Genomic DNA, 26,210 nt, shown 5'->3' on the forward strand with positions numbered 1-26,210 from the left:
GCAGACCTGCCCGCACCACCGCTGATCAGGTTCTATTTACGCGTCAGAGTCGTGGGCCGGTTACGCCCCGCTGGTGTGCCACGCAGCGGATTGGTACACCGGCTGCTGATCGCACCCGAAAGACGGTTTTCAAGAACGCCGCGACTCTGGTGGTAATTCACCGAGGGGCGTCGTAGGGCCGTTCGGCCGCGGACCGGGCACGTGTGGTGAGCGTCAGTCGGCAGCGGCGACTGCGACCTCGATCAGGCGGTGGGCGGCCGCGTCAGTGCGGGCGACGTCATGGGTCACCAGGCGATCCTCGCACAGTCCGCGCAGGCCGGAGACGAGCAGCGTGGCCTCTGCCCACGCGTGCTGGGGTGGGTGACCCAATCGAACGTAGGCGACGGCGATCGGGTGCGTCATGACCTCGACGGACTCGGCGGCGAGATCGCCGTACTGCTCCGGATCGGTGGCGGCCAGGCTGAGCAGCTGCAGCAGCATGCGGATCGCTCCGGACTGCTCCCCGACGGTAACCGCTTCCCACAGGGCATGGGCGGCCTTGCGCACGCCGTCGGTGTCCTGGACGTCGTCGAACATCGCCTGGGTGTCGGCACGATTGGCGGCCAGCGCCTGGGACAACAGGTTCTCGCGGCTGCCGAAGTAGTACAGAAGCATGCGCTTGGTGGTGCCGACGGCGTCGGCGAGCGAACTCAGCGACGTCTGCGCGAGACCGTGGTGCTGGAGGTGGTGCACAACCTGCTTCAGCAGGTCGGCACGCTTTTCGACATTGACAGGGCGAGGCACGCTTTGACTGTACCGGTCGGTACGCGTAAGGTCCACACGTCATTGATGTGCCGATCGGTACATTAACGCAGCACTGCAGTGGCGACGACCAGATGCAGGGAACGGAGAACGGGCGCCATGGAACCGGCTGGACCGCGAGTGACGATCGCAGAACGTGCGGAACGCAGGGTCGGGGGCATTGGCCCCAGAGCTCACCGTGGCCCCCGAGGGGTGAGCCTGTGACACATCGACACCGGGTCGAGCGCCCTCATGGCATATCCCTGGCCCGAACTCTGGCCGAGACCGTGATGTTCCCGACGGTGCTCTTCCTCGGGCTTCTGTTCTGCCTGGCGCCGGCCCTGCATGCGCCCCAACCGCACCACGCAAAGATCGTGGTCGCGCCCCGCACAATGGCACAGAAAATCGACGCCGCTCTGCAGAAGCAGCATCCCGACGGGTTCGACGTCACTGCCGTGGCAGACGCCGAAGACGCCCGCCAGGCAGTGCTGGACCGGGACGCCGTGGCGGGCTACGTCGTCGATGGCCGACAGAGTGTGCTGTATGTGGCCCAGGCCAACGGTAAGTCCCTCGAGCTGGCGCTGACCAAGGGCTTCACCGCGCTCTCGGCGCACAACCACCAGAAGCTCAAGGTCACCGAGGTGGCGTCCGCGGTGACCAAGGACCAGAACGGCACGGTCCTGGTCTACTTCGGAGTCGCCTGGAGCATCCCGGGGTACATCCTCGCGACGACCCTGATGCGGGCGGTGACCTTCAACCGCCGCAAGAAGCTGTTGACAATCGTGGGCGTCGCCGCCGTCTTCAGCGTCGCGGGCTTCTACACCGGCGTGTGGCTGGACTACCTCCCCAATGAACCCTCGGCCCTGGCGATCTCCTTCTCGCTCACCACCGCGGTGGCCCTGTTCTCCGCCGGCGTGGCGCCCTTCACCAAGCAGTTCTTCCCCCTGGTGGGTATGGGCCTGTTCATCGTGCTGAGCATCCCCACCAGCGGTGTGTCCCCCGTCCCCTTGCTGCCGACGTTCTTCCAGTACCTGCACTACGTCATGCCGCTGGGCAACGCGGTGGACGCCCTGAAGGGCATCTTCTACTTCGACAATGCGGGTGTACTCAAACCGGTCCTCGTGCTCAGCGCGTGGATCACCGCGGGTCTGGCCCTGCAGGGCCTCGCTGCCCTGCGGCACCACCGCGCGGCCGCACGCCGCAACGCGGAGGAAGAGCAGGAGGTGGAGGTCATCGAGGAGCCGCCGGTGGAGGACCCGTCCGTCGAGGCACCCACGCCTACCGCACTCCCGGTCCACCACCACCACCACTTCGGCGAGCCGTTGCCGATGCTGGAGGGCGTCGTCCACGACAGCGAGCAGCAGCCCGTCCGTCAGGCCGCGGTGACCGTCATGGACACCAGTGGCCGACAGTTGGTACGGACCAGGACGAACGCTCAGGGCGAGTACGCCGTGACCGGTCTACCCGAGGGATACATCAGCGTCGTGGTCTCGCGCCCCGGCCACAGTCCGGTGGTGTACCAAAAGCTGCTGCAGGAGGGTGTGGCCGTCCGGGCCGACTTCACCATGCATGACCACCCCAAGGGGTGGTCACCTCGGACGCCGTCCAACGAGGTTCACACGACAACGATCGGTAGATGAGTCGGTCGGGCCAGGCTGAGACATCGCATGTCGCGTCGGATCAGGCCGCAGCGTCCTCTGCCGTGCATCGCAAGGCAGAGGATGGTCAGTAGCGACGCGTCACGGGCGATCCCGGGAACGCCACCTGGGGCCCGACCAGCCGCCCCGCACCGCAGTGGACCCGCCCCGGCGCGACCCCCGTGGAGACCCTCGGCCGGCACGGCCACCACCACTGACGCGCCTTGTCGTCGACGGCGTCGACAAAGGGTGTCAGGTGCCGCGCGGACGATCCGGACGATCGCAGGTGAGTGCCCGGTGGGTGCGGCGATCCGCTGAGCAGGTGTGGGGGTCACCTACGATCCGGTGGTACCGAAGACTGACGGTGCGTCACCGGGCCTTGCCGGGACGCGAGTCTGTGACACGGAGGATTGAGCGCGCGGGTCAGAGATCCGGCGGCTCGTTCCGGATGGTGAGGCGGCCCGGACGTGTCCGCGGGACACTCGGACGTACCAAGAAGTGCAGGGCCTTCCCGGCGGCGTCACCGCCGGGAAGGCCCTGCCTGCGTGTCCGCCGCAGCGGGGCGTTTGTGTGTGGTCAGACGGCGACGATGGCGAGGGCGGAGCCGGCGAAGACGATGGTGTTGCGCACATAGGTCTGGGCCCGCACCCAGCCCGGGAACGACCCTTCAGACGGCTTCTACGACCTGCTCGGCCCAGATGGTCTTGCCGTCCCGGCTGTGGCGGGTCCCCCAGCGCTCTGCAAGCTGGGCGACGATGAACAGGCCACGCCCGCCTTCGTCGTAGGTCCGGGCCCGCCGCAGGTGCGGAGATGTGTCGCTGCCGTCCGACACCTCGCAGGTCAGGCTGCCCCTTTCAAGGATGACGCGCAGTTGGACGGGGGGCCTCGCGTAGCGGATGGCGTTGGTGACCAGCTCGCTGACGACGAGCTCGGTGGTGAAGACCGCATCCTCGACGCCCCAGGCGGCCAGCTGACTGGACACATGGTCGCGGGCCTCGGCGACGACGGCGGGATCGGCGGGCAGATCCCAGGTGGCGACGTGGTCCGCATCGAGGATGTGCGTACGAGCGATGAGCAGGGCCGCGTCGTCGGTGGGCTGATCGTCGCGCATGGTCCTCAGAGCGGCTTCGCAAGCGGCATCGAGGTATTCCTCGGGCCGCGCAAGGACTGTCAGGAGTCGTTGCAGTCCGCTGTCGAGGTCGTAGCCGTGGGATCGAACAAGGCCGTCGGTGTAGAGAACGAGCAGGCTCCCCTCAGGAAGGTCCACCTCGACGGACTCGAATGGCCAGCCGCCCAGACCGAGGGGAGGGCCGGGCGGGAGGTCGATGATCTCAGTGCTGTGATCTGGCATGACGACAGCGGGCGGGACGTGGGCGGCGCGGGCGAGCGCGCAGCGGTGAGCGACAGGGTCATAGACCGCATACAGACAGGTGGCGCCGATCTCCCCCGCGCTGTCCTCGGCTTCTGGTGCGCCCGGGCCTCCCCCGCCGTCTTCGCCCTCGGCGCGGAGCCGAATGACGACATCGTCGAGGTGGGTGAGGAGTTCGTCGGGCGGCAGGTCCATGTCGGCCAGGGCGCGCACTGCAGCGCGCAGCCGGGCCATGGTGGCCGAGGCCTGCAGACCGTGGCCGACCACGTCACCGACGACCAACGCGACCCGAGCGCCGGACAGCGGGATCACGTCGAACCAGTCGCCGCCCACACCGACGCCGGAGCCTGCCGGCAGATAACGACTCACCACCTCAGCCGCGGCGAGCTTGGGCAGGTGTCGCGGCAGGCAGCTGTGTTGCAGGGTCAGCGAGGTTTCCCTCTCCAGCGTGTAGCGGCGGGCATTGTCCACGCATACCGCCGCGCGTGCCACTATCTCCTCGGCAAGGACCAGATCGTCGGCATCGAACCGATCAGGCCGCTCATGGCGCATGAACATCGCCGCTCCCAGAGCGCTCCCCCGGGCACACAGCGGCACCGCGATCGCCGAGTGAATGCCGTATTCGCGCACCAAGGCGGCTCGGCGCGGGTCGCTCACGAGCCACTGGTCCACGTCCGCGCCCTCCAGGAACTGGGCCCGCACAGGCTGGACCGCGGCCAGGCAACGGGCGGGCAGCGACACCGGCGGATAGGTCTCCCCCTCCCCCGCCTTCAGCGCGCTTTCCGGGCAGCCCGCAAGAACGGACCGCTGAGCGACGCGGCGCAGAGAGACCGGACCCGCCAGCGGTGCGGTGGGGGGTTCCTCGCCCCGCAGGACGGCGCCGAACAGGTCCACGGTGACGTAGTCGGCGAACCGTGGGACGGCGACCTCGGCCAGCTCTCTGACGGTATGTGCCACATTCAGAGTGCCGCCGATGCGCTTGCTCGCCTCACTCAGAAGGGCGAGCCGGTCCCGGGCGATCATGATTCGCTTCAGGCGCTCCTCCCGGTCCAGACGAACTCTGCAGACCTGGAGGCTGACGCCGAACGAGACCGCCACTGCCGAGACGACGACGACCCGGCCGCCCACGGAGACCCCGCTGACCAGGAAACCGTAGGTAGCGATGATCGCTGCCAGGCTGAGGGCTCCCACGATCAGGGTGCGCCAGAACGGCAGCAGCGCGGCGGCCACGAGAGGGATCAGCACCGAGTATCCCGACCACCGGACGAGGCCGCGGCCCGCCGCCTCGAACTGCAGGACGGAGATCAACACAAGAGCGAGGACGAGCAGCCAGAAGACGCCCCGCCCGTCACGCCAAAAGGAAGTCATAAAACCTCCCTCCCGGATTCAGACTCCCACACGACCGGACACATCGCCCCGCCCGGGCCGAACGCGTTGTGACCGGTGGCATGAACGAGCCGGCCCCAGGTCAGCGACCTTGGGCTCTCAGGTCCCGTAGACCCCTCGCCGCATCCAGCCGGCCGAGCGGAGGCCGGGAGCGCGAGCGTCCGGTGTTGTCGCCCCGAGCTCAGTCGACGTCGGCTGCGTTGTAAGACCGCAGGTAGGCGGCCAGCTGGGCCACGTCGGTGTCGTCCCAGTCGGTGAACCGCTCCTCGAAGGAGGCACGACGCTGCCGGTTGGCCCCCTTCAGCAGGTCCAGGCCCTTCTCGGACGGCTTCACGATCTGCCTCCGGTGGTCGTCCGGGTCGGTCTCACGCACGATCATGCCCTCCGCCTCGAGCATGGTGATCTGACGGCTGACCGTGGACTTGTCCAGCATGAAATGGCCCGCGAGGTCGGCGGCATGACAACTGCCGTTCTTGTCCATGTGGTCGAGCATGCTGTGCGCCACCAGTGAGAGCTCCGGGTGGAGCTGGGCGGCCTTCTGCCGGGCACGGCGGGCGAACGAGGTGAGTTCGCGCTGGATGACGTCCATCGAGGCCTCACGGTCGGACATGACGAGCACTCTCCTAGTAGTTGTCGCATACAACGATATTCACATGTAGTTTACAACCATCTACGCGAAGGAGAGCCCTCAATGAGTACCCACCGTCTGGCCGGAGAGCGGCCGACAGTGACCTCCACACGCCACACCGTCCGCCACGTGGTGATCCTCCTGCTCACGCCGCTGCTGATGTGCCTGGGTATGGGCATGGCCTACCTCGGAGCCTTCCACGCGCCGCACGCGCACGGGCTGAAAGTGGCCGTCATCGGCTCCTCGCCGCGCTACCAGGTGCTGGCCCAGACGATCAAGGACAGAGCCGGTGACGCGCTGGATGTCACCACCGTGCCCAACCGGGCCGCCGCGCAGCGCCAGATCATGGACCGGGACCTGGTCAGCGCCTACGTGCCCAGCGCCAAACACCCCGAGCTCCTGGTCGCCAAGGCCAACTCCGACACCTCCGCCGCAGCCGCGGAGGCCGTGTTCACGACCGTGGCCGGCAAGCAGGGCGCACCGATGCGCGTCACCGACCTGTCCCAGCTCTCCAGCGGTGACCCCACGGGCCAGGGTCTGTTCTTCCTGCTGGTCGCGCTGAGCATCGGTTCCTACGCCAGCGTCGCCGCCATCAGCGCCGGTGGTGCGACGCTCCGCGTAGGAATCCGGGCCGTCATCGGCCTCGGCACCGCTCTGGTGGTCAGCGTCATAGGAACGGTGCTGGCCGGGCCGGTCTTCCACATCGCCGACCATCACCTGCTCGGGCTGTGGGGCATGGCCCTGCTCTACTCGGCGGGGATCCTCACCATCGGCATCGCCCTTCACACTTTCCTCAAGCGCTGGACGACGCTGGCACTGATGGTGCTGTTCGTCATGCTCAACTTCACCAGCTCCGGCGGCATCTTCCAGCCCGCGTTGCAGAACGGCTTCTTCGGCGCACTGCACGCCTTCTGGAACGGCGCCGGCTTCGTCGAGGGTGTACGCAGCCTGCTCTACTTCGACTCGGCAGACTCCGGCGGCTGCGTCCTCACCCTGGTTCTCTGGCTGGTCGCCGGACTGCTGCTGCTGGCCGCCGCCGCGGTGACCGAACGTCGCACCGCCCCTGCCCCCGCACCAACCCCACCGGCGAACGAGAGGCAGCCCACCGAAGACGAGGCAACCGAGGAGGAAATGGGCGAAGCCGTCGCGGTCTGACAGCGTCACAGGCTCGGGCGCCCCGGTTCAGCGGGCCCAGCACCCCACAGACGCTGCGGGCGCACGGCTGGACGCGAGCGCTGACACAGCGCACCCTCCGGCCCCACATCGACCGGAAAGCCCGCCAGGCCCGCTGTTCGCAGGGCCGCACCAGCCGAGACGATCACCGCAGCCCTGACTCGCAGCGCCTGTCGCGCAAAAAGGGACATCGGAGACATCACTGCGTCCAGGCGAGACGGACATGACAGAACCGGAGATCGACTACACGGCGGTGTTCCAGGCCCTTCGCGGGGCAATGGCGCTCCTGACCCCGCAGCTGTTCTTTGCGGACGTCGACGAGACATGGATGCTCGTTCCCACGCCGAGGCGCAGGCCGCGCGCTACGGGCCGCTCGGGCCGCCCCGGACGCTGCCGGTGTTCTTGACGATGACCGTGTCGCCGACCCGGCTGAATGCGTAGAAGCGCTGGGCGTCCGCCGTGTTCAGGTGGATGCAGCCGTGGGAGATGTCGATCCGGCCGACGGCGCTGTTCCAGGGGGCCGCGTGCACGAACACGCCGCCACTGGTCAGGCGCACCGCCCAATGGACCGTGAGGACGTAGTAGTTGGGATTGCCCGGATCACACGTGATGCGCGCGCTGCACGAGGTCATTTTGACGACCGCGTCCTTGCCCAGCACGTGGAACGTTCCGGACGGCGTGGGGAAGCCGGGTTTTCCGAAGCTCACAGGGAAGGTCATGACCGTCCGGTCGTGATCCGTGACGGTCATCCGGTGGGTTGCCGCGTCGATCGTCGTGACGTGGCCCGCGGAGTCCGCCCGGGCGGGACCGGCGACCAGCGTCAGGACAACTGTCAGGGCACCCACCAGTGTGAGCCGGGTGGTGTCACGAAGGCGTGGGCGTGGGACTTGGCGTGGGTGGGCCATTGCAGATCACCGCCGCTCTCCCGTACAGACCGGAGCATTCTGCCCCTGACCTCGAGGCAACTTTGCCCTATATCTTATGGTTTCCGCCATCTGGAGCACTCGGTCACAGGTCAGCGCCAGGAGTCTCGCAGATGCTCTCGCACCAGAAATCGAACACGTGATTGAATTCGAGCCATGGCGCACAGGACGTTCCCACCCGAGTTGATGCAGACCCAGCGCGACTGGAACCGCACCTACGAAGCGCTCGCCCGGCGACCTCCTCAGACCGCAGTGCTGCGCAGACGCCTGCGGGAACTCTCCAGCCGGCTCGCCGCCCACCCGTACTGGCACACCGAGGCCGGGCGATCGCCAGCGGCCAAAGTGGAACTGCGTCAGCAGGTCCGGTCACAGGAGGCGGAAGCCTCGTGAAGGACCACCTGACCGAACGCCAGGAACGCATCCTGAAGTGCATCAGGGATTGGATCACCGAGCACGGAGAGGCGCCCTCGGTGAGGGAGATCGGTCAAGCCGTCGGCTTGTCGAGCAAGTCGTCCGTGGCGTACCAGCTCGACAGGATGGAACAGCTCGGGGTCATCGACCGGAGCATGCGCCGCGGTAGGGGTCGGGGCATCTCCCTGCCGCGATAGTCGGCGCGGCAGGGGGAAGAGCGGCAGGGGGAAGAATGGGTGAGCCGCGTATCCACCCGCCGTGTCCGCGACGGCGCTGGTGGCGCAGGCGTGGAGGTAGCCGTGCCGCTGGGTCGCTTCGGACCGGCTCGGAAGCACGCTGTGCACACGGCCTCATCTTCCAAGCGCCGGGCGCAGGTTCGAAAAGTGCCCGAACGGCAACGTCCGCCCAGGACGACGCCTGGGCCGGGCAATTGGCCCCCGCGCGGCCCGCCGTCCCGGTACCGGCGGGCCAGCGCCTTCGAAAGCGCCGTCGCGGGGTAAGCGGAACGTACGCCTCCGTCGACCAAAACGGAAGACCTCTGCCGCACCGGCCCACCCTTCGAGACGAGAACGCCGAGCCGGCGGCCACCGCGCCCCGTCCGGCTCCGCCGTGTCGGCTACCGGGCATGCCCCGCGCGCGACAGCCCCTGCCGGGCGTCCGCCCGGCTCACGATGTCGCCGGCGCCGGGCTGCGCGGTGGTCCTCCCCTCCAAGCCCACGCCGGTGTCCAGGTCTCGGTGCCGGAGTGGTCGAACCGCTCTGAACAGAGGTGGTCGCGGAGTGCGGCGAGGGCCGGGTGAGAGTTGTCGTGGTGCCATACCAGTGAGTGCGGGTAGACCGGTGTCGGGTCGCGCACGGTGATCCGCCGCAGGCCGTGATCGGCGGGCCAGACGAGGTGTGTCCGCTCGCCGACGAAGGTCGCCAGTGACCGGGAGTCGGCGATGGTGTCCAGCAGGGGCTCGGTGCCGAAGTCGGGGCCGGTGATCTCGATGGTGAGCCCGAACTCGGCGGCCAGGGCGTCGTAGTAGGCGGCCCACTCGGTTCCGGGAACGATGCCGGGCATCCAGATCCGGTGTCCGACGAGCTCGGCCGGCCCGACCGTGCGGGCGGCGGCGAGCTCGTGGGCGGGGCCGGTGAGCAGTTGGACGGGCTCGTCGAAGGCCCGGACGACCGCGATGTCGTCGGGGAGCCGCCGGCCGGGCATGGTGACGGCGCGGAAGGACGCGTCGATCGTGCCGGACCGGATGGCGTCGACGGCCGCGTCGGCGTCGAAGAGCGTCACGACGTCGAGCTCGACCTCGGGGTGCGCGTGATGGAAGTCTCGCAGCACGGCAGCCGGGGCGAGCCGTCGGCCGATCACATCGACGCGCAGCGCCCGGCGCCCGGGACGGACCGAGGCGACCGCCCGCTCCTCGGCCCGCAGGAGATCGCGGGCGTGGGGCAGGAACGCCTGTCCGTCGATGGTGAGCTGCGCTCCTCGCGCGGTGCGGGTGAACAGCCGTACGCCGAGGATCTTCTCCAGCGTGGCGATGCGTTTGGAGACGGCCTGCTGGGTGATCGACAGCTCGGCGGCAGCGTCCTGGAACCGCCCCGCGTCCGCGGCGGCCACAAAGGTGCGCACAGCATCAAGATGCATGCCGGCCACGGTAACGACACAACGAACGGTTGTACTTTCCCGTCCCGATGGTTGTTTGATCAGCCGGTCTGCTGCTCGCTTTGATGCCGAGGGTCAGCGTGTGGTTGTCCAGATCGGCGAGAGGTGCGGTGGGAATGCCGGGTAGGCGGGCGCTGGGGCGGCGGTTCGGGTGGCTGTGGGCGGCGTATGCCGTCAGCTCCTACGGCACATGGCTCGGGTTCGGGGCGTTTCCCCTGATCGCGGTCCTCGTGCTGCACTCCGGGCCGACCCAGGTGGCGGCGCTGGCTGCCGCGGGGCGGGCGGTAGGGGCCGTGGTCGCCGTGCCGCTCGGTCCGTGGGTGGAGTTCCGCCGCAAGCGGTCAGTGATGATCGCGATGGACCTGACCCGGTGCGCGGCGATGATCAGCGTCCCCGCCGCGTTCGCGCTCGGCCGCCTCAGCTTCGCCCAACTCCTTGTCGTCTCCGTCGTCGTGGCCGCGGCCAACATCGCCTTCAACGCGGCCAGTGGTGCGTATGTGAAGGCGCTCGTGCCGGCGGGGGACCTGCTCATCGCCGGCAGCCGGTTCGAGTCCACGATGTGGACCGCGACCACGGTCGGACCACCGCTCGGCGGGGCCGCGATCGGGATGTTCGGCCCGATGACGACCGTGGTGGCCGATGCGGTCAGCTACCTGCTCTCGGCGCTGGGCATCCGCGCCATCGGCGGAACGGAACCGCGCCCCACGCGGACCGGTGCATCGCGGCTGCGGGCAGGTGATCTGCTCGAAGGCTGGCGCCACATCCTGGCCCACCCCACGTTGCGCCCGCTGTTCTTCAACACGATCGTGGTCAACGGCCTGATCATGGCCTCCGAGCCGCTGCTCGCCGTGCTCCTGCTGAGTCATCTCGGATTCGCACCCTGGCAGTACGGTCTCGCGTTCGCGGTGCCGTGCGTCGGTGGCCTCATCGGCTCACGGCTGGCGCACCGACTCGTGGCGCGGTTCGGGCAGCACAAGGTGATCGTCACCGCCGGGGCACTGCGTGTGTGCTGGCCTGTCGGTCTGACCTTCGTCCGGCCCGGAGTCCCCGGGATCGTGCTCATCATCGCTGTCCAATTCGGCCTGGTGACTTGCTGTGCCCTGTACAACACGGTGTTGGCCACCCACCGGCTCGGCCACACCGCCCCCGACCGGGTCGCCCGCACCCTGTCCGCGTGGTCGGTCAGCAGCAGTGCCGCCATCGCGGCGCTGACCGCCGTATGGGGTCTGCTGGCCGCCCTCACCGGCCCCCGCGCCGCGATCGCGATCGCCGGAGTGCTCCTCCTGGCCACCCCGCTGCTGCTCCCCCGTCGCGAGAAGGCGCCCCGGAACACGAGGGGACAGGCCACGAGTCTCACCTGACGCGCCGAAGGTCCACGACGAGGCCCGGCTCGTCGATACGCCGGTGCCTTCCGCATCCGTACGGCCGCCTGCGAGCTGCCACGACACCGAACCGCTCGCCCGCCAGGCCGAGTTCGCCCGCGGTGCGGCGGCCCGCTCGCCGCCTGTGCTTCCCGAACCGCGGGACGCGCTCAACGCCGCCGGTCCGGTGGACCGGCCGGTCTGATCGCCGCCGGATCCCAGCGGTACATCCGCTTGAACGCGACCCATGCCCCCCAGTCGGGCTCGTACAACGACGTCATCACCAACGCCACGGCCCGGCCCCGCGGCCCGCGATAGAGGCAGCGCAATCTGCCGGGGCGCCAGAGCCCGCCGACGCGCACCTCGACGTCGCGGTGCGGCCAGTAGGCCGTGTGATCACCCGTGAAGCAGTCGAGCATCTCGCCCGTGTCGATCGTGCGGGCGTCGCCCTCTCGCAACTCCGCTTCCGCCGTCGCGAGAACCTCCCTCGAGGTGTACTCCAGGCTCATGCGGTCCGGATCCCAGGCGACCCACACCATGTTGATCGACGGCGTCGGCCGGTCGACGATCGTGAGGATCGCCCGGGTTCCGTCCGGCAGGTTGCGGTACTGGATGACCTGCGTCCTCTGTCGTCGGCCTCCGCGGCTGAGCGTGAGCCAGAGGCCGGTGCGGTTGAACTCCACCTCCTCCCTCGCCGGCAGCTGGGCCGGAATCGGAAGCGGCACCTCTTCCGCATCACGCCATTCGCTCATGTGTTCGAAAGTAGCCCCGAACGGAGCTTCTGACGAGGCGCCTGCGCGCGATTCACCCGAAGGTGGCACCGCGCGGCGACCGCGGGCCGACCCCCGACATCACACGGATCGCCGGCCCGGCCCGGCGAACGCGCCGACGACGGGAGGACCTCGATCTCGGCGTCGTCGGAGGACTCCCACGCGCCCGACCACACCTGGCCCGGACCGCCGTGCCGCCCGCACAGCGCCCAAGGCCCGTTCAGCACCGCTTGGCAAGTGCCATGCCTGTTGGCCAACTTCCCGTCACACGATCAGCCGCTTTCGGCAAATCCCCCTTGTCGCAACGGACATGTAACGGAAAGAGGCTCGCCAGTCGTGCACCCGCAAGGAGACGCACGGACTAGGAGGGGAACACATGTCTCGTCTGAGGATCGCGACCGCCGCAGCCACCGCTGTGGTGCTGTCGCTGGCCGGCAGCAGCCTGGCCACCGCTGCACCGACGGCTCACGGCGGTCGGGGTCCGGTGCTCAAGGCACGCTCCGACCATTACACGGCCCACGCGGGCCGGACGCTGACCGTCCGCGGAAAGGGCTTCCTGTCCAACGACAGCGGCAGGCCGGTGACGCTCGTCTCGCACACCAAGACCGCGCACGGTTCTCTGACGGTGCGGCAGGACGGTTCGTTCGGCTACACCCCGAACCCGGGATTCAAGGGCACCGACAGCTTCGACTACTCGGTCAGCGACGCCGTCCGGCTGTACCGGACCCATCTGCCGGCGCTCACCACGATCGGCGGGGTGAAGATCTCGGGCGGGGCGTACGGATCGTCGCTCTACCCGGTGCCCGGTTCGAAGAACGAGTTCTACGGGATCACGGACCGCGGCCCCAACGTGGACACCCCTGACGGCCACAAGGCGCTGCCGCTGCCGGACTTCCACCCGGCGATCGCCAAGATCCGTCTGGTCGGCACCAAGGCGGAGGTCCTCGAGACGATCCCGCTGCGCGCCGCCGACGGCACCCTGTACAACGGCCACGTGAACACCCGGGCGAACACCGGCGAGTCGCTGATCGACCTGGCCGGGAACCCGCTGCCGGCCTCGCCGAACGGCTACGACCCCGAGGGTCTGGTCGCCCTGCCGGACGGCTCCTTCTGGGTGTCCGACGAATACGGCCCGTTCATCACCCATTTCTCCCGCGACGGCCGGGCGCTCCAGCGCCTCTCCCCCTTCGACGGCTCGCTCCCGGCCGAACTGGCCAACCGGGTGCCGAACAAGGGGATGGAGGGACTGACCCTCACGCCCGACGGCAGCACGCTCGTCGGCATGATGCAGTCCGCGCTCCAGCAGCCCGACCTGCCGTCCGGCGTCAAGACCAAGAACGTCACCGTGCTGCGCATCGCGACGTACAACCTGCGCACCCACGCCACGCACGAGTACGTCTACCTGCTCGACGACCCGAAGGCGACGAGCGGCGCGGTCAGTGAGATCACCGCGCTCAGCAACACCACGTTCGTCGTGGACGAGCGGGACGGCAACATGGAGCCCGGCGCGTTCAAGAAGCTCTTCAAGATCGACATCAGCGGCGCGACCGACGTCGGCCCGTCCGCCGACGTTGCGGGCGCCATGTACGACGGGGCCGAGGGCGGGCTGCTGATCGGTCCGAAGCACCAGACCATCGACGCCTACGTGGGCGAGGACGACACCGCCACGGCCCGGGCCGCGCTGAAGGCGGCCGGCGTCACCCCGGTCGCCAAGAGCCCGTACCTGGACCTGGGCGCCCTGGTCACCCGCCTTGACGCGACCGGCGCCTTCTTCGGTCACGACAAGGTCGAGGGTGTCGCCACCACGGACCACGGCCGCACCCTCATCATCAGCAACGACAGCGACTTCGGCATCGACGGTGTCTCCAACGACGCGGCGCCGTACACCCTGCACTCCAAGATCCTCCCGAGCGGGCAGCAGGACGACGGCGAGTACCTGGCTGTCGACACCACCAAGCTGCCGGCCGCGACCAGCACGGCCACGGTCACCTTCACGGTGCGCTGACAGCGCCTCGTACCGACCCACGCTGAGTGAACAACGGCGGGCTGTCGCCACGGACCGGTGAAGCGGTCCTCGGCGGCAGCCCGCCGGCACACGGTGCGGCATCCGTAACGAGTCGCCTCATCAGGCCGTCCGCTTGCGCGCCGCCGTCTTCTTGGCCGTGGACTTCTTCGCGGCGGTCTTCTCGGCCGCCGTCTTCTTGGCCGCCGCGTTCTTCGCGGGCGTCTTCGCGGCCGCCGTCTTCTTCGCGGGCGCCCTTTTTGCGGGCGCCTTCTTCGCCGCCCCCTCCCTCGCCGTCGACGTCCGCTTCCTGCCGCCGGCCTCCTTCGACGCCGTACGCGCCGGCAAAGACGTGACCTCCGCGGCTCCGCCCGTTCCCGCGCCCCGCGACTCCTTCGCCGCGCGCACGCTCCTCTCCAGGGCCGCCATCAGGTCCAGGACCTTCCCGCCTTCGGGCTCGGGCGCCGGCGGAAGCTCCTTGCCCTCCGCCTTCGCGGCGATGAGCTCCTCCAGCGCCACGCGGTACTCGTCGTGCAGTTCGTCCAGGTCCACGTCCCCCAGGGTGTCCATCAACGCGTCCGCCAGGTCCAGCTCCTTGTCCCGGACCGTCACGCTCTCGTCGGGCGCCACCCCTTCCGGCGCCCGGATCTCGTCCGGCCACAGCAGCGCGTGCATGCCGATCACGTCGCCGACCGCGCGCAGCATCCCGAGCCGCTCCCGCCCCCGCAGCGCGTACTTCGCGACGGCCACCTTTCCGCTGCGTCTCAGCGCCTCCCGCAGCAGCGCGTATGGCTTGGCGGCCGCGGGGCCGCTCACGGAGAGGTAGTACGCCGTGTCCAGCTGGAGGGGGTCGATCCGGTCCTCCGGCAGAAAGGCCAGGATCTCGATCGTCCTGGCGGTCGGAAGCGGAAGCTTCGCCAGGTCCTCGTCCGTGATCGGGATGACCGTGCCGTCCGCGTCCTCGTACCCCTTGCCGATCTCCGACGAAGTCACCTCGCGGTCATCCAGCTCGCAGAACTTGCGGTAGCGGATCCGGCCGGCGTCCTCCAGATGGATCTGGCGGAACGAGATCGAGCGGCTCTCGGTGGCGTTCATCAGCTTGACGGGGATGCTGACCAGTCCGAACGAGATGGTGCCGTTCCAGATGGATCGCACGTTCCGCCTCCTTTCCTCGGAGATCGGGCGATTTCATGGGATTCTCATCGTATGACGCCGATCACAGAGGTGGAGGGGCGACGGCTCGCGCTCACCAACCTGGAAAAGGTGGTCCATCCGGCGACCGGCTTCACCAAGGGCGAGCTGCTGCACTACTACGCGACCACCGCACAGGCCCTGCTGCCTCACCTCCGCGACCGCCCGATGTCCTTCCTGCGCTATCCGGACGGACCCGACGGCCAGGTCTTCTTCACCAAGAATGTGCCGCCGGGTACGCCCGACTGGGTCGCCACGGCCGAGGTGCCGCGCTCGGAGGGTCCGGCCCGCATGGTGGTGATCCAGGACCTGCCCAGCCTGATGTGGGCGGCCAATCTGGTCACCGAGTTCCACACTCCGCAGTGGCGTGTCCAGGCCCCCGACGAGGCGGACCGGCTGGTCTTCGACCTCGACCCGGGCTCACCCGCCACCGTCGTCGAGTGCTGTGAGGTCGCCCTGTGGCTGCGGGAGAGGCTCGCGGCGGACGGGGTGGAGACCTACGCGAAGACGTCCGGCTCGAAGGGACTGCACCTGCTTGCGACGGTGTCGCCGACACCGTCGCCGGCGACGACGGACTACGCCAAACAGCTCGCCATGGCGGCGGAGAAGGCGATGCCCCGCCTGGTAGTCCACCGCATGACCCGCAGCCTGCGGCCCGGGAAGGTCTTCGTGGACTGGAGCCAGAACGCGGCACGCAAGACGACGGCGGCGCCCTACACCCTGCGCGCCCGGGCGGAACCCAGCGTGTCGGCGCCGGTGACATGGGAGGAGGTCGCGGACTGCGCGTCCCCGGACAGCCTGGTCTTCCGGGCGCCGGACATCGCCCCCCGGCTCCAGGCGTACGGCGACCTGCTGGCACCGCTCCTCGACCCCGCCCGCGCCGCGTCGCTGCCCTGAACCGGTCACACGCTCGACCAGGTGTGCCGGTCCCGCGCCATCGCGTGCAGCGCCTCCACGTCCGCCGGCTTCAGCATGCCGCCGAGCCGGGCGAGGCCGGGAAGATCCGTGTCCTTGAGGATGGGGATCTCCCGCAGCGGGGTGGTGATCTCCACATGGCCCGGCTCCACCAGGACCAGGACCGGCTGGACCTCGGCGGTCAGCGCGTACGACGCCCGGCCCGCGTCGGCGCGCACCCGGCGCAGCAGCGGCAGCGGCTCGTGGCGGCCCACCGTGACCATCGGGTCGGCGACGAGGATCCGCTGCCGGCGGGCGTCGAGCGAGCACACCGCGAAGAGGCCGCCGGGGCCGATCACCAGATGGTGGATGCGGTCCCCACCGGGCAGCGGCACCGAGTGCAGGGTGTGCCAGCCCGCGCCCTCCATCAGGTCGAGGGCCTCGCCGGTCTTCTGTTCGGCGGCCAGCGCCCGGCGCCGCGGATCGGTGCGCAGCCGATGCGTGGGCTTCGGGGTGCGGTCCAGTGCGATCAGCAGGGCCTCGCCGGGCCGGTTCGGGGCCAGGTCGTCGTCCGGGTGCAGCGTGAGCCGGGCCAGCTCCGCGGGGGTGGGGACGGGCGGCGGCCCCACCGTCACCGGGCCGGTCAGGAACGGGCCGAGTGCGTCGAGCACGTCCTGCCTCAGGTCCTCGCCGAGCAGGTTGACCCGGCCCGCCTCCCGGTCGTACCAGGCGACGTTCCTGCCGTCGGTGCCGCACACGTACAGGCGTTCCTGCCCGTGCCGCCAGGTCGGTATGACGCGCAGTCCACTCATGCACCATCACCCCTCGTCCATGGGAACAGGCGGGGTGCTCCAGGGGCAAGAACCCGGATACCTTTGTGAGCAGTTGGGGAGTCGGTGGGAGGCGCCGTTGCGGACCCGCGGAATGCAACCCGATGTTCCCGCTCCGGACAGCCCGTGGAGCGAGATCGTGCCCGGCCTGTGGATGGGCGGCCACGAGTTCACGGGGCGCTCCGGAGGGCTGGAACTCGCTGTCGTATGCAATGAGTTCGATCTGGTGCTGACCCTGTTGCGACTGCCGGGGCACGGCCCGGACGAGGGGGTCGAACACCATGTGTGGCCGATACCGGACGGTCCGCTCGACGGGACCCAGATCGCGGGTGTGATGCGGCTCGCCCAGGCCGCCGACGACGCGCTGGAGGACGGGCGCCGGGTCCTCGTCCGCTGTTACCACGGGTACAACCGCTCGGGGCTGGTCGTCGCGCAGGCGCTGATCCGGGCCGGTCACTCCGCCGACGAGGCGATCCGGATGATCCGCGCCCGCCGGGGACCCTGGGCGCTGCACAACAAGCTGTTCGTGGAGTATCTGCAGGCGGGACTGGACACGGTCCGTCTCCTGGAGGAACTCGCCGAGTGATACCGCCGTCCGGTCATAGAGTGAGCAACCGGCCAGCAGGTGACCAAAAGGACGTGCCCCGTGTTCCCCAGCCGTCATGTGCGCGCAGCCCTCGGTCTCGCCACGACCGCCCTGCTCGTGGCGGGGTGCGGCGACGCCGGCGCCCTGCGTTCGGCGGGTCCGACCGCCACCGCCGTCGGACCGGTCAGGCTGTGGCCGCAGCTGGCGCCCGCCTCCACCCCCGCCCTGGACTACGGCGTGGCGGACACCGAGACCGTGCGCGGCGTCACCGTTGCGGGTGACGACGTCCACCGGGTACCGCCGCTGGACGTCTTCCGCGCCGAGGTCGCCGCGCACCCGGACACGTACTCCGGCCCGAACGCGCTCTACGCACCGACCCGCGAGCGGCTCGCGGACTGCGGCAAGAAGGGCACCGCGGGCCGCAGGTGCCCGCTCCTCGACGCCTACTACCGCGATCTCACCGGAGACGGGAGGGACGACATGGTGCTCGGCATCCGTTTCCCGGGCGATCAGCTGGCGGTGCGTGTCTACACCGTCGAGCACCACCGGCTGGTCCAGGTCATGGGCACCTCGGACAGTGTGATCAGCGTGGAGCTTGCGGGCCGCGACGTGCTCATCCGCTCACCGTCGACGCTGCCGGGGTACGAGTTCCGCACCGTGTGGACCTGGGACGCGCACCAGCACGCGATGCTGGCGAGCCGGGACGAGATCCTGCGGACGGGCACCGCACCGCCGCGCCGGCGGGTTTCGCCGGTTCCGTCGAAGAGCGCCTGATGACCTCCGTGACGCGCACCCTGGGGCGGCTGCCCCACTGGACCGCCACCCTCACCTGGAAGGCAGCCGCGTTCATCACCGTGATGTGCTGCGGTCTGGCCGCTCTGCTCGGCGTGCTCGTCCACGTCCAGGTCACCGACCGGACCGTGGGCGAGGCCCGGGGCCGGGCGCTCGACCGGCTCACCGAGGCGGCACAGGCGTACGAGGCGGGCGACCGGCTGCCGCTCCGGGCGGGCATCGACCTTCCGGGGCTGCCCGCCCGGCTCAGGAACCTGGCGGCGGGCGGGCGCCGCGGCACCATGGTCGGAACCGGCGACACCCAGCCCACGATGTGGGCGGCGGGCCCGGCCGACGGCGGACGGGCACTCGCCGTACAGGTCGACTATCGGCAGGGAGCTCGTATCATCGCCGCCCTCGACCGGGCGATCCTGTGGTCCTCGGCCCTGGCGATCAGCGTGACGCTGCTGGTCGGGGCGTTCGCGGTGACCCGGGTGACCCGGCGGCTGCAGGCCACGGCGCAGGTGGCCCGGCGGATCAGCGCAGGCGACCTGGACGCACGGGTGGACGACCCGCACACGAAGGACCCGACGCGCCCCCAGGACGAGGTCGCCGCGGTCGCCGGCGCCCTGGACACGATGGCGGCCACCCTGCACGGCAAGCTGCTCGGCGAGCAACGGTTCACCGCGGACGTGGCACACGAGCTGCGCACCCCGCTGACGGGGCTGCACGCGGCGGCCGAGCTGCTGCCGCCCGGACGGCCGACCGAGCTGGTGCGCGACCGGGTGGCCACGCTGCGCACGCTCACCGAGGACCTGCTGGAGATCTCCCGCCTGGACACGAAGAGCGAGCGTCTGGACCTGGACACCGAGCAGCTCGCACCGCTGGCCGAACGGGTGGTGCGGGCCTCGGGCACCGCGACTCAGGTGCGGGTGGTGCGGGACGCGCGTGTCGAGACCGACCGTCGCCGCCTGGAGCGGGTGCTCGGCAATCTGGTGGCGAACGCGCACCGGCACGGACGGGGTCCGGTGGTGCTGACCGTCGACGGTGCGCGGGCCACCGTACGGGATCACGGAGACGGCTATCCGGAGTACCTCCTGGCCCACGGACCGCAGCGCTTCCGGACCGAGGGCGGCGGGAGAGGTCATGGTCTCGGGCTGACGATCGCGCTGGGACAGGCACGGGTGCTGGGCGCAGCGCTGGAGTTCGCCAACGCCCCGGACGGCGGGGCGGTGGCCACGCTGAGGCTGCCGGAGCCGGTGACCCACGGCGTACCTGAAAGGGCCGATTGAGCCGATATAACAGGACACGGCGGTCCCCGCTTGCTACGTTCCGCACATGATCCAGCCCGGAACGCCAGGACTGCCGGGGACGAGCACGGAGACGACCGACGCCCCCGCTCCCGCCCACCGCGTGCCCCGGGGCCGCGGCATCGAGTTCGCCCTCATCGTCCTCGCCGTTCTGATCTCCATGTACGGCTACTGCGCCGTCGGGCTCGCCAAACACGGCACCGTCCCGCCCGGCGCCGCCCGTTACGGCGCCGGGCTCGGGGTCCTCGCCCTGCTCGCGCACTGTGCGGTGCGCCTGCGCGCCCCGTACGCCGATCCCCTGCTCCTGCCCATCGCCGTCCTGCTCAACGGCGTGGGTCTGGTCCTCATCTACCGCCTCGACCTGGAGACCCCGGGCGACCGGGCCGCCCCCGCCCAGCTGTACTGGTCCACGGTCGGCGTGGCGCTCTTCATCGCCGTGGTGCTGCTGCTGCGGCATCACCGGGTGCTCCAGCGCTACACATACGTCTGCGTGGTCGCCGCCCTGGCCCTGCTCACTCTGCCGATCTTCTTCCCGGCCGTGAACGGCGCCCGGATCTGGCTCAGGGTCGCCGGATTCTCCATCCAGCCCGGCGAGTTCGCGAAAGTGCTGCTGGCGGTCTTCTTCGCCGGGTACCTGGCCGCCAACCGCCATGCGCTGGCATACGCCGGCCGTCGTGTGTGGCGACTGCAGTTGCCGACCGGGCGGGTCCTGGGCCCCGTCGTGGCCATCTGGCTGCTCAGCGTCGGGGTGCTGGCGCTGGAGCGCGACCTCGGCACCTCCCTGCTGTTCTTCGGGCTGTTCGTGGTGCTGCTGTACGTCGCCACGGGCCGCACCGGCTGGATCGCCGTCGGCCTGCTCCTCGCATTCGCCGGCGCGCTGGCCGTCGGCCGGCTCGAACCGCACGTGCACGCCAGGGTCGCAGACTGGCTGCACCCCTTCGCGTCGATCGAGGCGGGCATCGGCCCCAACCAGCTCGCCCAGTCCCTGTTCGCCTTCGCCGCCGGGGGCGCGCTCGGCACCGGCCTCGGCCTCGGCCATTCGATCCTCATCGGCTTCGCCGCCAAGTCCGACTTCATCCTGGCGACGGCGGGCGAGGAGCTCGGCCTCGCGGGCCTGTCGGCGCTCTTCCTGCTCTACGGCCTGCTGGTGGAGCGCGGCTACCGGGCGGGCCTGGCGCTGCGCGACCCCTTCGGACGGCTGCTCGCCGTCGGGCTCGCGTCAATCGTCGCACTCCAGGTGTTCGTGATCGCGGGTGGGGTGACGGGGCTGATCCCGCTCACTGGCATGGCGATGCCGTTCCTCGCCCAGGGCGGCTCGTCCGTCGTCACCAACTGGATCATCGTTGCGCTGCTCATCCGGATCAGCGACTCGGCCCGCAGCCAGCACGACGGGACGGCGGTGCCGTGAGCCTCCCCCGAGGTCTCGACTCCGCCCGGCCAGGAGGGGCCCCCACCATCCAACGGGCGGCGGCCCTGTGCGTGTTGCTCCTGGTCGCCCTGTTGGTGAACGCCACCCGGGTGCAGATCTTCGAGGCCTCCCGCTACGACGACAACCCCGCCAATCGCCGGCAGATGATCGCCCGGTACGGCGCGCCGCGCGGCGACATCGTGGTCGGCGGACGCGCGGTGACCGGCTCCCGGGACGCGGGCGGGATGTTCCGCTACGAACGCACGTACACGGACGGGCCCTTGTACGCACCCGTCACCGGCTTCGCCTCGCAGGTCTACGGGTCGACCCTGCTGGAGGACACCCACGACGCGCTCCTCGCGGGCACCGACCCGGAGCTGGTGCCGTTCCCCCTGTGGAACGACCTCATCCGGGCACGCAGCCCCGGCGGCGATGTGGTCACCACCCTCGACGCGGCGGCGCAGCGTGCGGCGTACCAGGGTCTGGCCGGGCGCACCGGCGCCGTGGCCGCGATCGAGCCGTCGACCGGGCGGATCCTGGCGCTGGTGTCGGTGCCGTCGTACGACCCGGGAGAGCTGTCCGGTTCGAGGACCTCTGTCGTCCGGGCCTGGGAGCGGCTGAACGGGGACGCGGCGAAGCCGATGCTCAACCGTGCGATCCGGCAGACGTATCCGCCCGGTTCGACGTTCAAGGTGGTGACGGCCGCCGCCGCGTTGGACACGGGGCTCGTGCGGGACCTGGACGCGCCGACGGATTCCCCGGACCCCTACCCCCTGCCCGGTACCACGACCCGGCTGACGAACGAGGCGCGGGGCTGCGCGGACGCATCCTTGCGGTATGCCTTCGAGTGGTCGTGCAACACGGTGTTCGCGAAGCTGGGCGTGGAGATCGGGCTGCGGAACATGACGGAGGCGGCGGAGCGGTTCGGCTTCAACGACCAGAAGCTGAGGATCCCGTTCTCGGTGGCACCGAGCACCTTCGACCGGAAGCTGGACGGGCCGCAGTTGGCACTGTCCTCGATCGGGCAGTTCGACACGCGGGCGACGCCGCTGCAGATGGCCATGATGGCGGGCGCGGTGGCGAGTGACGGCTCGGTGAGCGCGCCGTACCTGGTGGAGAGGACGACGACAAGGGCGGGCGACACGGTCTCCGCGACCGAACCGCGCACCCTGCAACGCGCGATGAGCCCGGCGACCGCGGGGGCGCTGCGGGAGATGATGGTGAACGCCGTACAGGAAGGCACGGGCAGGAACGCGATGATCCCCGGCGCCACGGTGGGCGGCAAGACGGGCACGGCGCAGCACGGCGTGGACAACTCCGGCAAGCCGTATGCCTGGTTCATCTCATGGGCGCAGGCGGACGACGCGATGGAACCGGCGGTGGCCGTCGCCGTGGTGGTGGAGGACGCCGCGGGCGAACGGGGGGAGATCAGCGGGGGCGGCGATGCGGCACCGATCGCCAGGGCGGTGATGGCGGCGGTGCTGGAGTCGCAGCGGGACATGGGCCGTTGACAGGGCCGTCTGCTGAGACGGGGCTGTCACACATCCCGCAGCCGACCCACCGTTGCAGAGCGCGTCCGGTAACGCGACGGACCTGCCCCCGGGGAGGCCGCCATATGCCACATCGCCCGTCGATCGAGTGATCAACCCGTGAGGCGTCGACCCTCCTCGATCGCCTCGCCCACCTCCGCGACCCGCTCCTGCTCCTCCGCCGCGAAACGCTCCGCGTCCAGCTTCTCGGCGATCTCCTCGTCCTGGGCCATCAGCAGGTCGAGATTGGAGTCGCCCATCTCGAAGACGCCCATGTCGACGTAGGCCTGCTGGAGGCGCTTGCCCCACAGGCCGATGTCCTTGACGCAAGGGACGATGCGACTGAACAGCAACTGGCGGAACAGCCGGAGGAATTCGGAGTTCTCGCTGAACTCCTCCGCCTCCGCCTTCGGGATGCCGAAGTTCTCCAGCACCTCCACCCCGCGCAGCCGGTCCCGCATCAGATAGCAGCCCTCGATGACGAACTCCTCGCGTTCGCGCAGTTCCGCGTCGGTGAGCTGCTTGTAGTAGTCGCGCAGGGCCATGCGGCCGAACGCCACGTGCCGGGCCTCGTCCTGCATGACGTACGCCAGGATCTGCTTGGGCAGCGGCTTGTCCGTGGTGTCGCGGATCATTCCGAAGGCGGCCAGCGCCAGGCCCTCGATGAGCACCTGCATGCCCAGGTACGGCATGTCCCAGCGGCTGTCCCTGAGGGTGTCGCCGAGCAGGGACTGCAGGTTGTCGTTGATCGGGTAGAGCATCCCGATCTTCTCGTGCAGGAAGCGGCCGTAGATCTCCGCGTGCCGCGCCTCGTCCATCGTCTGGGTCGCCGAGTAGAACTTCGCGTCCAGGTCGGGGACGGACTCGACGATCCGCGCCGCGCAGACCATCGCACCCTGTTCGCCGTGCAGGAACTGACTGAACTGCCAGGAGGCGTAGTGCTTGCGCAGTTCGCCCTTGTCCTTGTCGGTCATCCGATCCCAGTACGGCGTGCCGTACAGGGTCACCGCCTCGTCAGGGGTGCCGAGCGGGTCGTACGGGTCGACCTCCAGATCCCAGTCGATCCGCTTCTGCCCGTCCCACTGCTTGTCCTTGCCCTTCTGGTACAGGGCGAGCAGCCGATCACGGCCCTCGTCGTACTCCCAGCTGAACCGCGCCGCACCGCTCGCGGGCACCTGCCAGAGGGTTTCTTCCGGGTCCTTGGCATACAGCTCATGCGTCGACATACAGCCCACGCTCACACGTGGTAGACGCGGCGTCAACAAGTGGCGCACAGGGGATTGACGTCCTTGCTGACAGGCAGTCTCATAAGACGTGACCGTCGGTAACGGCGGCCCGTGCGACGAAGTGGTGGGGACAGCGATGACGACCGTGACGGAAGCCGAGGTACTGCGCGACGCGCTCGGCCTGCTCAAGGACCGGGAACAGGTGGCCGAGCGGCTGCTCGCCTCCTCCGCCAAGCACTCCTTCGATCCGGACAAGGAACTGGACTGGGACGCGCCCTTCGAGGACGGCAAGTGGTTCTGGCCGCCGGAGCTGGTGTCGCTGTACGACACACCGCTGTGGAAACAGATGGGCGAGGAGCAGCGGATCCTGCTCTCCCAGCACGAGGCGGCGTCGCTCGCCTCGCTCGGCATCTGGTTCGAGATCATCCTGATGCAGCTGCTGGTCCGGCACATCTACGACAAGGCGGCGACGAGCTCGCACGTGCGGTATGCGCTGACCGAGATCGAGGACGAGTGCCGGCACTCCAAGATGTTCGCCCGGCTGATCGCGCACGGCGGGACACCCTGGTACCCGGTGAGCCGGGTGCACCAGAACCTGGGCCGCGTCTTCAAGACGATCTCGACGACGCCCGGTTCCTTCACGGCGACCCTCCTCGGCGAGGAGGTCCTGGACTGGATGCAGCGGCTGACCTTCCCCGACGAGCGGGTACAGCCGCTGATCCGCGGGGTCACGCGCATCCACGTGGTCGAGGAGGCCCGGCACGTCCGGTACGCACGCGAGGAACTGCGCCGCCAGATGCTGACCGCTCCGCGGTGGTCGCAGGAGTTCACCCGGATCACCTCCGGCGAGTTCGCACGCGTCTTCTCGGTGGCGTTCGTGAACCCCGACGTCTACCCGAACGTCGGCCTGGACAAGCGGGAGGCGGTGGCCCAGGTCAGGGCGAGCGGCCACCGCCGGGAGATCATGCAGACGGGCGCGAAGAGGCTGACGGACTTCCTCGACGACATCGGCGTGCTCCGGGGCGTGGGGCGGCGGCTGTGGAGGTCGTCGGGGCTGCTGGCCTGAGGACGGGCCCGAGGGGCGTGGTGGGGCCCGTCGTGGCGGCCGCCCCGGCCGCCGGGTCGGGCGCGGGACCGGCTTACCCCGCCGTTTGGTACGACAACACGGTTACGCTGCCGAATATGACCTCCGAGGCCCCCACCCGGGCGTACCGTCGGCTCAGCGTCGAGGAGCGGCGCAGTCAGCTGCTCGGCGCCGCGCTGTCCCTGTTCGCGCAGCGCGCGCCCGAGGAGGTCTCGCTGGACGACGTGGCCGAGGCGGCCGGGGTCTCACGCCCGCTCGTGTACCGCTACTTCCCCGGCGGCAAGCAGCAGCTGTACGAGGCGGCACTGCGCTCCGCCGCCGAGGAGCTCGAGCAGTGCTTCGCCGAGCCCCCGGAGGGACCACTGACCCGGCGCCTGGGACGCGCCCTCGACCGCTACCTCGCCTTCGTCGACCAGCACAACGCCGGGTTCAGCGCGCTGCTCCAGGGCGGCAGCGTGGTCGAGACGTCCCGCACCACCGCCATCGTCGACGGCGTCAGGCGGGCCGCCGCCGAGCGCATCCTCAGCCATCTCGACGTGGAGAAACCCGGGAGGCGGCTGCGGATGACCGTACGGACGTGGATCACCGCAGTCGAGGCCGCCTCCCTGATCTGGCTCGACGAGGACAAACAGCCACCGGTCGACGAACTGCGGGACTGGCTCGTGGACCAGTTCATGGCCTGTCTGGTGGCCGGCGCGGGGCGCGACCCGCAGACCGCCGCCGTGGTGCGCGGCGCGCTGGCCCTGGAGAGCGCCGACGGGCCGGTCGGCGCACTGGTCAGACGGGTCGCGCCCGTGATCGGCGACGTGGGCCACCTGCTGTGACACGGGGCAGCGCGCGGGGCCCTGCCGGGGCGCCGGCACCCTGAAGAGGACACTGGTGTCGTGAAGAGCCAAGACACCCCGTTCGTGGGCGGCCCCCTGGACGGGCGCGTCCTGCCGGTCCTGCTCGGACCGACCGGCCACCCCCCGAAGACGTACCGCGTCCCGGTCCCGGACGCGGCCGGCGGCCCGCCGACCGTCCTCGTCTACCGGCGGGTCGAGGCGGGCCGGAGCAGCAGACTCGGCCTCCCCCAGGGCTGGAAGTACGAGTACGACCCCGAGGGCCGCCGCGGCGGCCGGCTGCGGTGGCCGTGGCCCAAGCCGCGCCGGAAGCCAGACGCCACGCCGGGCGACGGCCCGGACACCGCCGACGAGTGACCTCCCTGCGCCGAACCGACCACCCGGCGGGCGCCCGGGTGGCGCGCGTCCCATCCTGCCGGTGCGAGGTGGACGGACCACCCCCCGCA

The 26,210-nt window shown here is 69.9% G+C and carries 24 protein-coding genes and 1 pseudogene; 15 read left to right on the forward strand and 10 right to left on the reverse strand.

Annotation, left to right across the window (positions count from 1 at the left end):
• Positions 1-213: 213 nt before the first annotated feature.
• Complete coding sequence (locus VXC91_RS13080; protein ID WP_329507323.1) at positions 214-783, reverse strand: TetR/AcrR family transcriptional regulator; 570 nt, start codon at positions 781-783, stop codon at positions 214-216.
• Between the two features lie 218 nt (positions 784-1,001).
• Here VXC91_RS13080 and VXC91_RS13085 point away from each other — a divergent pair, with 218 nt between their 5' ends.
• Positions 1,002-2,420 (forward strand): carboxypeptidase regulatory-like domain-containing protein, encoded by a 1,419-nt coding sequence (locus VXC91_RS13085; RefSeq protein ID WP_329507324.1) that lies wholly within the window; start codon positions 1,002-1,004, stop codon positions 2,418-2,420.
• Positions 2,421-3,084: 664 nt separating this feature from the next.
• Here the strand turns inward: VXC91_RS13085 and VXC91_RS13090 are convergent.
• Both VXC91_RS13090 and VXC91_RS13095 read right to left on the reverse strand, forming a co-directional pair.
• Complete coding sequence (locus tag VXC91_RS13090; RefSeq protein ID WP_329507325.1) at positions 3,085-5,154, reverse strand: ATP-binding SpoIIE family protein phosphatase; 2,070 nt, start codon at positions 5,152-5,154, stop codon at positions 3,085-3,087.
• 199 nt (positions 5,155-5,353) lie between these two features.
• Positions 5,354-5,782: a MarR family winged helix-turn-helix transcriptional regulator gene (locus VXC91_RS13095; protein ID WP_329507326.1), complete on the reverse strand. Its 429-nt coding sequence runs from the start codon at positions 5,780-5,782 to the stop codon at positions 5,354-5,356.
• Between the two features lie 81 nt (positions 5,783-5,863).
• Between VXC91_RS13095 and VXC91_RS13100 the strand changes: the two genes are divergently transcribed.
• A complete protein-coding gene (locus VXC91_RS13100; RefSeq protein ID WP_329507327.1) occupies positions 5,864-6,955 on the forward strand; it encodes an ABC-2 transporter permease in 1,092 nt (363 codons plus the stop codon).
• Between the two features lie 380 nt (positions 6,956-7,335).
• Here the strand turns inward: VXC91_RS13100 and VXC91_RS13105 are convergent, their stop codons facing one another.
• Positions 7,336-7,818, reverse strand: a complete 483-nt coding sequence (locus VXC91_RS13105; protein WP_329507328.1) for a L,D-transpeptidase — start codon at positions 7,816-7,818, stop codon at positions 7,336-7,338.
• A gap of 234 nt (positions 7,819-8,052) precedes the next feature.
• On the opposite strand from VXC91_RS13105, the gene VXC91_RS13110 reads away from it, so the two are divergent.
• Together VXC91_RS13110 and VXC91_RS13115 are read left to right on the forward strand one after the other, a co-directional pair.
• Positions 8,053-8,286 (forward strand): hypothetical protein, encoded by a 234-nt coding sequence (locus VXC91_RS13110; RefSeq protein WP_329507329.1) that lies wholly within the window; start codon positions 8,053-8,055, stop codon positions 8,284-8,286.
• A complete protein-coding gene (locus VXC91_RS13115; protein WP_329507330.1) occupies positions 8,283-8,504 on the forward strand; it encodes a LexA family protein in 222 nt (73 codons plus the stop codon). The genes VXC91_RS13110 and VXC91_RS13115 overlap by 4 nt, the downstream gene beginning before the upstream one ends.
• A gap of 27 nt (positions 8,505-8,531) precedes the next feature.
• Here the strand turns inward: VXC91_RS13115 and VXC91_RS13120 are convergent.
• Positions 8,532-8,657, reverse strand: a pseudogene (locus tag VXC91_RS13120) (DUF4442 domain-containing protein); the annotation flags it as partial.
• 316 nt (positions 8,658-8,973) lie between these two features.
• Positions 8,974-9,942 carry a LysR family transcriptional regulator gene (locus tag VXC91_RS13125; RefSeq protein ID WP_329507331.1) on the reverse strand — a complete coding sequence of 323 codons (969 nt, stop codon included), beginning with the start codon at positions 9,940-9,942 and terminating at the stop codon, positions 8,974-8,976.
• Between the two features lie 134 nt (positions 9,943-10,076).
• Between VXC91_RS13125 and VXC91_RS13130 the strand changes: the two genes are divergently transcribed.
• Positions 10,077-11,321, forward strand: coding sequence for an MFS transporter (locus tag VXC91_RS13130; protein WP_329507332.1), 1,245 nt, complete (start codon positions 10,077-10,079; stop codon positions 11,319-11,321).
• A gap of 170 nt (positions 11,322-11,491) precedes the next feature.
• Here VXC91_RS13130 and VXC91_RS13135 read toward each other — a convergent pair whose 3' ends face one another.
• Positions 11,492-12,073, reverse strand: coding sequence for a hypothetical protein (locus VXC91_RS13135; protein ID WP_329507333.1), 582 nt, complete (start codon positions 12,071-12,073; stop codon positions 11,492-11,494).
• A 394-nt stretch (positions 12,074-12,467) separates the two neighbouring features.
• On the opposite strand from VXC91_RS13135, the gene VXC91_RS13140 reads away from it, so the two are divergent.
• On the forward strand, positions 12,468-14,096 hold the full coding sequence (locus tag VXC91_RS13140; protein ID WP_329507334.1) for an esterase-like activity of phytase family protein: 1,629 nt from the start codon (positions 12,468-12,470) through the stop codon (positions 14,094-14,096).
• A gap of 120 nt (positions 14,097-14,216) precedes the next feature.
• Here VXC91_RS13140 and ku read toward each other — a convergent pair whose 3' ends face one another.
• Positions 14,217-15,248 (reverse strand): non-homologous end joining protein Ku, encoded by a 1,032-nt coding sequence (ku, locus tag VXC91_RS13145; protein ID WP_329507335.1) that lies wholly within the window; start codon positions 15,246-15,248, stop codon positions 14,217-14,219.
• Positions 15,249-15,299: 51 nt separating this feature from the next.
• On the opposite strand from ku, the gene ligD reads away from it, so the two are divergent.
• The gene (gene ligD / locus VXC91_RS13150) at positions 15,300-16,181 is read left to right on the forward strand and encodes a non-homologous end-joining DNA ligase (protein WP_329507336.1); all 882 of its coding nucleotides are present in this window, start codon (positions 15,300-15,302) and stop codon (positions 16,179-16,181) included.
• Positions 16,182-16,186: 5 nt separating this feature from the next.
• On the opposite strand, the gene VXC91_RS13155 is transcribed toward ligD, so the two are convergent.
• Positions 16,187-16,990: a nuclease-related domain-containing protein gene (locus tag VXC91_RS13155; protein WP_329507337.1), complete on the reverse strand. Its 804-nt coding sequence runs from the start codon at positions 16,988-16,990 to the stop codon at positions 16,187-16,189.
• Between the two features lie 97 nt (positions 16,991-17,087).
• On the opposite strand from VXC91_RS13155, the gene VXC91_RS13160 reads away from it, so the two are divergent.
• Genes VXC91_RS13160 through VXC91_RS13180 form a run of 5 tightly spaced genes read left to right on the forward strand, consistent with a single transcriptional unit; the run spans position 17,088 to position 22,594 of the window.
• Complete coding sequence (locus VXC91_RS13160) at positions 17,088-17,594, forward strand: protein-tyrosine phosphatase family protein (protein ID WP_329507338.1); 507 nt, start codon at positions 17,088-17,090, stop codon at positions 17,592-17,594.
• 60 nt (positions 17,595-17,654) lie between these two features.
• Complete coding sequence (locus tag VXC91_RS13165; protein WP_329507339.1) at positions 17,655-18,368, forward strand: hypothetical protein; 714 nt, start codon at positions 17,655-17,657, stop codon at positions 18,366-18,368.
• Positions 18,368-19,657: an ATP-binding protein gene (locus tag VXC91_RS13170; RefSeq protein WP_329507340.1), complete on the forward strand. Its 1,290-nt coding sequence runs from the start codon at positions 18,368-18,370 to the stop codon at positions 19,655-19,657. Before VXC91_RS13165 ends, VXC91_RS13170 begins: the two co-directional genes overlap by 1 nt.
• A 46-nt stretch (positions 19,658-19,703) precedes the next feature.
• A complete protein-coding gene (locus tag VXC91_RS13175) occupies positions 19,704-21,083 on the forward strand; it encodes an FtsW/RodA/SpoVE family cell cycle protein (RefSeq protein ID WP_329507341.1) in 1,380 nt (459 codons plus the stop codon).
• On the forward strand, positions 21,080-22,594 hold the full coding sequence (locus VXC91_RS13180) for a peptidoglycan D,D-transpeptidase FtsI family protein (protein ID WP_329507342.1): 1,515 nt from the start codon (positions 21,080-21,082) through the stop codon (positions 22,592-22,594). The genes VXC91_RS13175 and VXC91_RS13180 overlap by 4 nt, the downstream gene beginning before the upstream one ends.
• A gap of 131 nt (positions 22,595-22,725) precedes the next feature.
• Here VXC91_RS13180 and VXC91_RS13185 read toward each other — a convergent pair whose 3' ends face one another.
• On the reverse strand, positions 22,726-23,838 hold the full coding sequence (locus VXC91_RS13185) for a ferritin-like domain-containing protein (protein WP_329507343.1): 1,113 nt from the start codon (positions 23,836-23,838) through the stop codon (positions 22,726-22,728).
• A gap of 136 nt (positions 23,839-23,974) precedes the next feature.
• Here VXC91_RS13185 and VXC91_RS13190 point away from each other — a divergent pair, with 136 nt between their 5' ends.
• From VXC91_RS13190 to VXC91_RS13200, 3 genes are all read left to right on the forward strand, one after another.
• Positions 23,975-24,904: an AurF N-oxygenase family protein gene (locus tag VXC91_RS13190; protein WP_329507344.1), complete on the forward strand. Its 930-nt coding sequence runs from the start codon at positions 23,975-23,977 to the stop codon at positions 24,902-24,904.
• Between the two features lie 116 nt (positions 24,905-25,020).
• The gene (locus tag VXC91_RS13195; protein WP_329507345.1) at positions 25,021-25,746 is read left to right on the forward strand and encodes a TetR/AcrR family transcriptional regulator; all 726 of its coding nucleotides are present in this window, start codon (positions 25,021-25,023) and stop codon (positions 25,744-25,746) included.
• A 60-nt stretch (positions 25,747-25,806) separates the two neighbouring features.
• Positions 25,807-26,121 carry a hypothetical protein gene (locus tag VXC91_RS13200; protein WP_329507346.1) on the forward strand — a complete coding sequence of 105 codons (315 nt, stop codon included), beginning with the start codon at positions 25,807-25,809 and terminating at the stop codon, positions 26,119-26,121.
• Positions 26,122-26,210 lie beyond the last annotated feature (89 nt).

It is taken from the genome of Streptomyces chiangmaiensis, from assembly GCF_036281785.1.
In the GTDB taxonomy this organism is placed as follows: Bacteria; Actinomycetota; Actinomycetes; order Streptomycetales; family Streptomycetaceae; genus Streptomyces; species Streptomyces chiangmaiensis.

What these genes read in the sequence shown, in the direction of transcription:
- VXC91_RS13135 (WP_329507333.1), bottom strand. Translation starts at nt 12,073, where the DNA reads ATGAGCGAATGGCGTGATGCGGAAGAGGTGCCGCTTCCGATTCCGGCC.
- VXC91_RS13095 (WP_329507326.1), bottom strand. Translation starts at nt 5,782, where the DNA reads ATGTCCGACCGTGAGGCCTCGATGGACGTCATCCAGCGCGAACTCACC.
- VXC91_RS13100 (WP_329507327.1), top strand. Translation starts at nt 5,864, where the DNA reads ATGAGTACCCACCGTCTGGCCGGAGAGCGGCCGACAGTGACCTCCACA.
- VXC91_RS13190 (WP_329507344.1), top strand. Translation starts at nt 23,975, where the DNA reads ATGACGACCGTGACGGAAGCCGAGGTACTGCGCGACGCGCTCGGCCTG.
- VXC91_RS13175 (WP_329507341.1), top strand. Translation starts at nt 19,704, where the DNA reads ATGATCCAGCCCGGAACGCCAGGACTGCCGGGGACGAGCACGGAGACG.
- VXC91_RS13125 (WP_329507331.1), bottom strand. Translation starts at nt 9,942, where the DNA reads ATGCATCTTGATGCTGTGCGCACCTTTGTGGCCGCCGCGGACGCGGGG.
- VXC91_RS13110 (WP_329507329.1), top strand. Translation starts at nt 8,053, where the DNA reads ATGGCGCACAGGACGTTCCCACCCGAGTTGATGCAGACCCAGCGCGAC.
- VXC91_RS13090 (WP_329507325.1), bottom strand. Translation starts at nt 5,154, where the DNA reads ATGACTTCCTTTTGGCGTGACGGGCGGGGCGTCTTCTGGCTGCTCGTC.
- VXC91_RS13130 (WP_329507332.1), top strand. Translation starts at nt 10,077, where the DNA reads ATGCCGGGTAGGCGGGCGCTGGGGCGGCGGTTCGGGTGGCTGTGGGCG.
- VXC91_RS13170 (WP_329507340.1), top strand. Translation starts at nt 18,368, where the DNA reads ATGACCTCCGTGACGCGCACCCTGGGGCGGCTGCCCCACTGGACCGCC.
- ligD (WP_329507336.1), top strand. Translation starts at nt 15,300, where the DNA reads ATGACGCCGATCACAGAGGTGGAGGGGCGACGGCTCGCGCTCACCAAC.
- VXC91_RS13155 (WP_329507337.1), bottom strand. Translation starts at nt 16,990, where the DNA reads ATGAGTGGACTGCGCGTCATACCGACCTGGCGGCACGGGCAGGAACGC.
- VXC91_RS13185 (WP_329507343.1), bottom strand. Translation starts at nt 23,838, where the DNA reads ATGTCGACGCATGAGCTGTATGCCAAGGACCCGGAAGAAACCCTCTGG.
- VXC91_RS13195 (WP_329507345.1), top strand. Translation starts at nt 25,021, where the DNA reads ATGACCTCCGAGGCCCCCACCCGGGCGTACCGTCGGCTCAGCGTCGAG.
- VXC91_RS13140 (WP_329507334.1), top strand. Translation starts at nt 12,468, where the DNA reads ATGTCTCGTCTGAGGATCGCGACCGCCGCAGCCACCGCTGTGGTGCTG.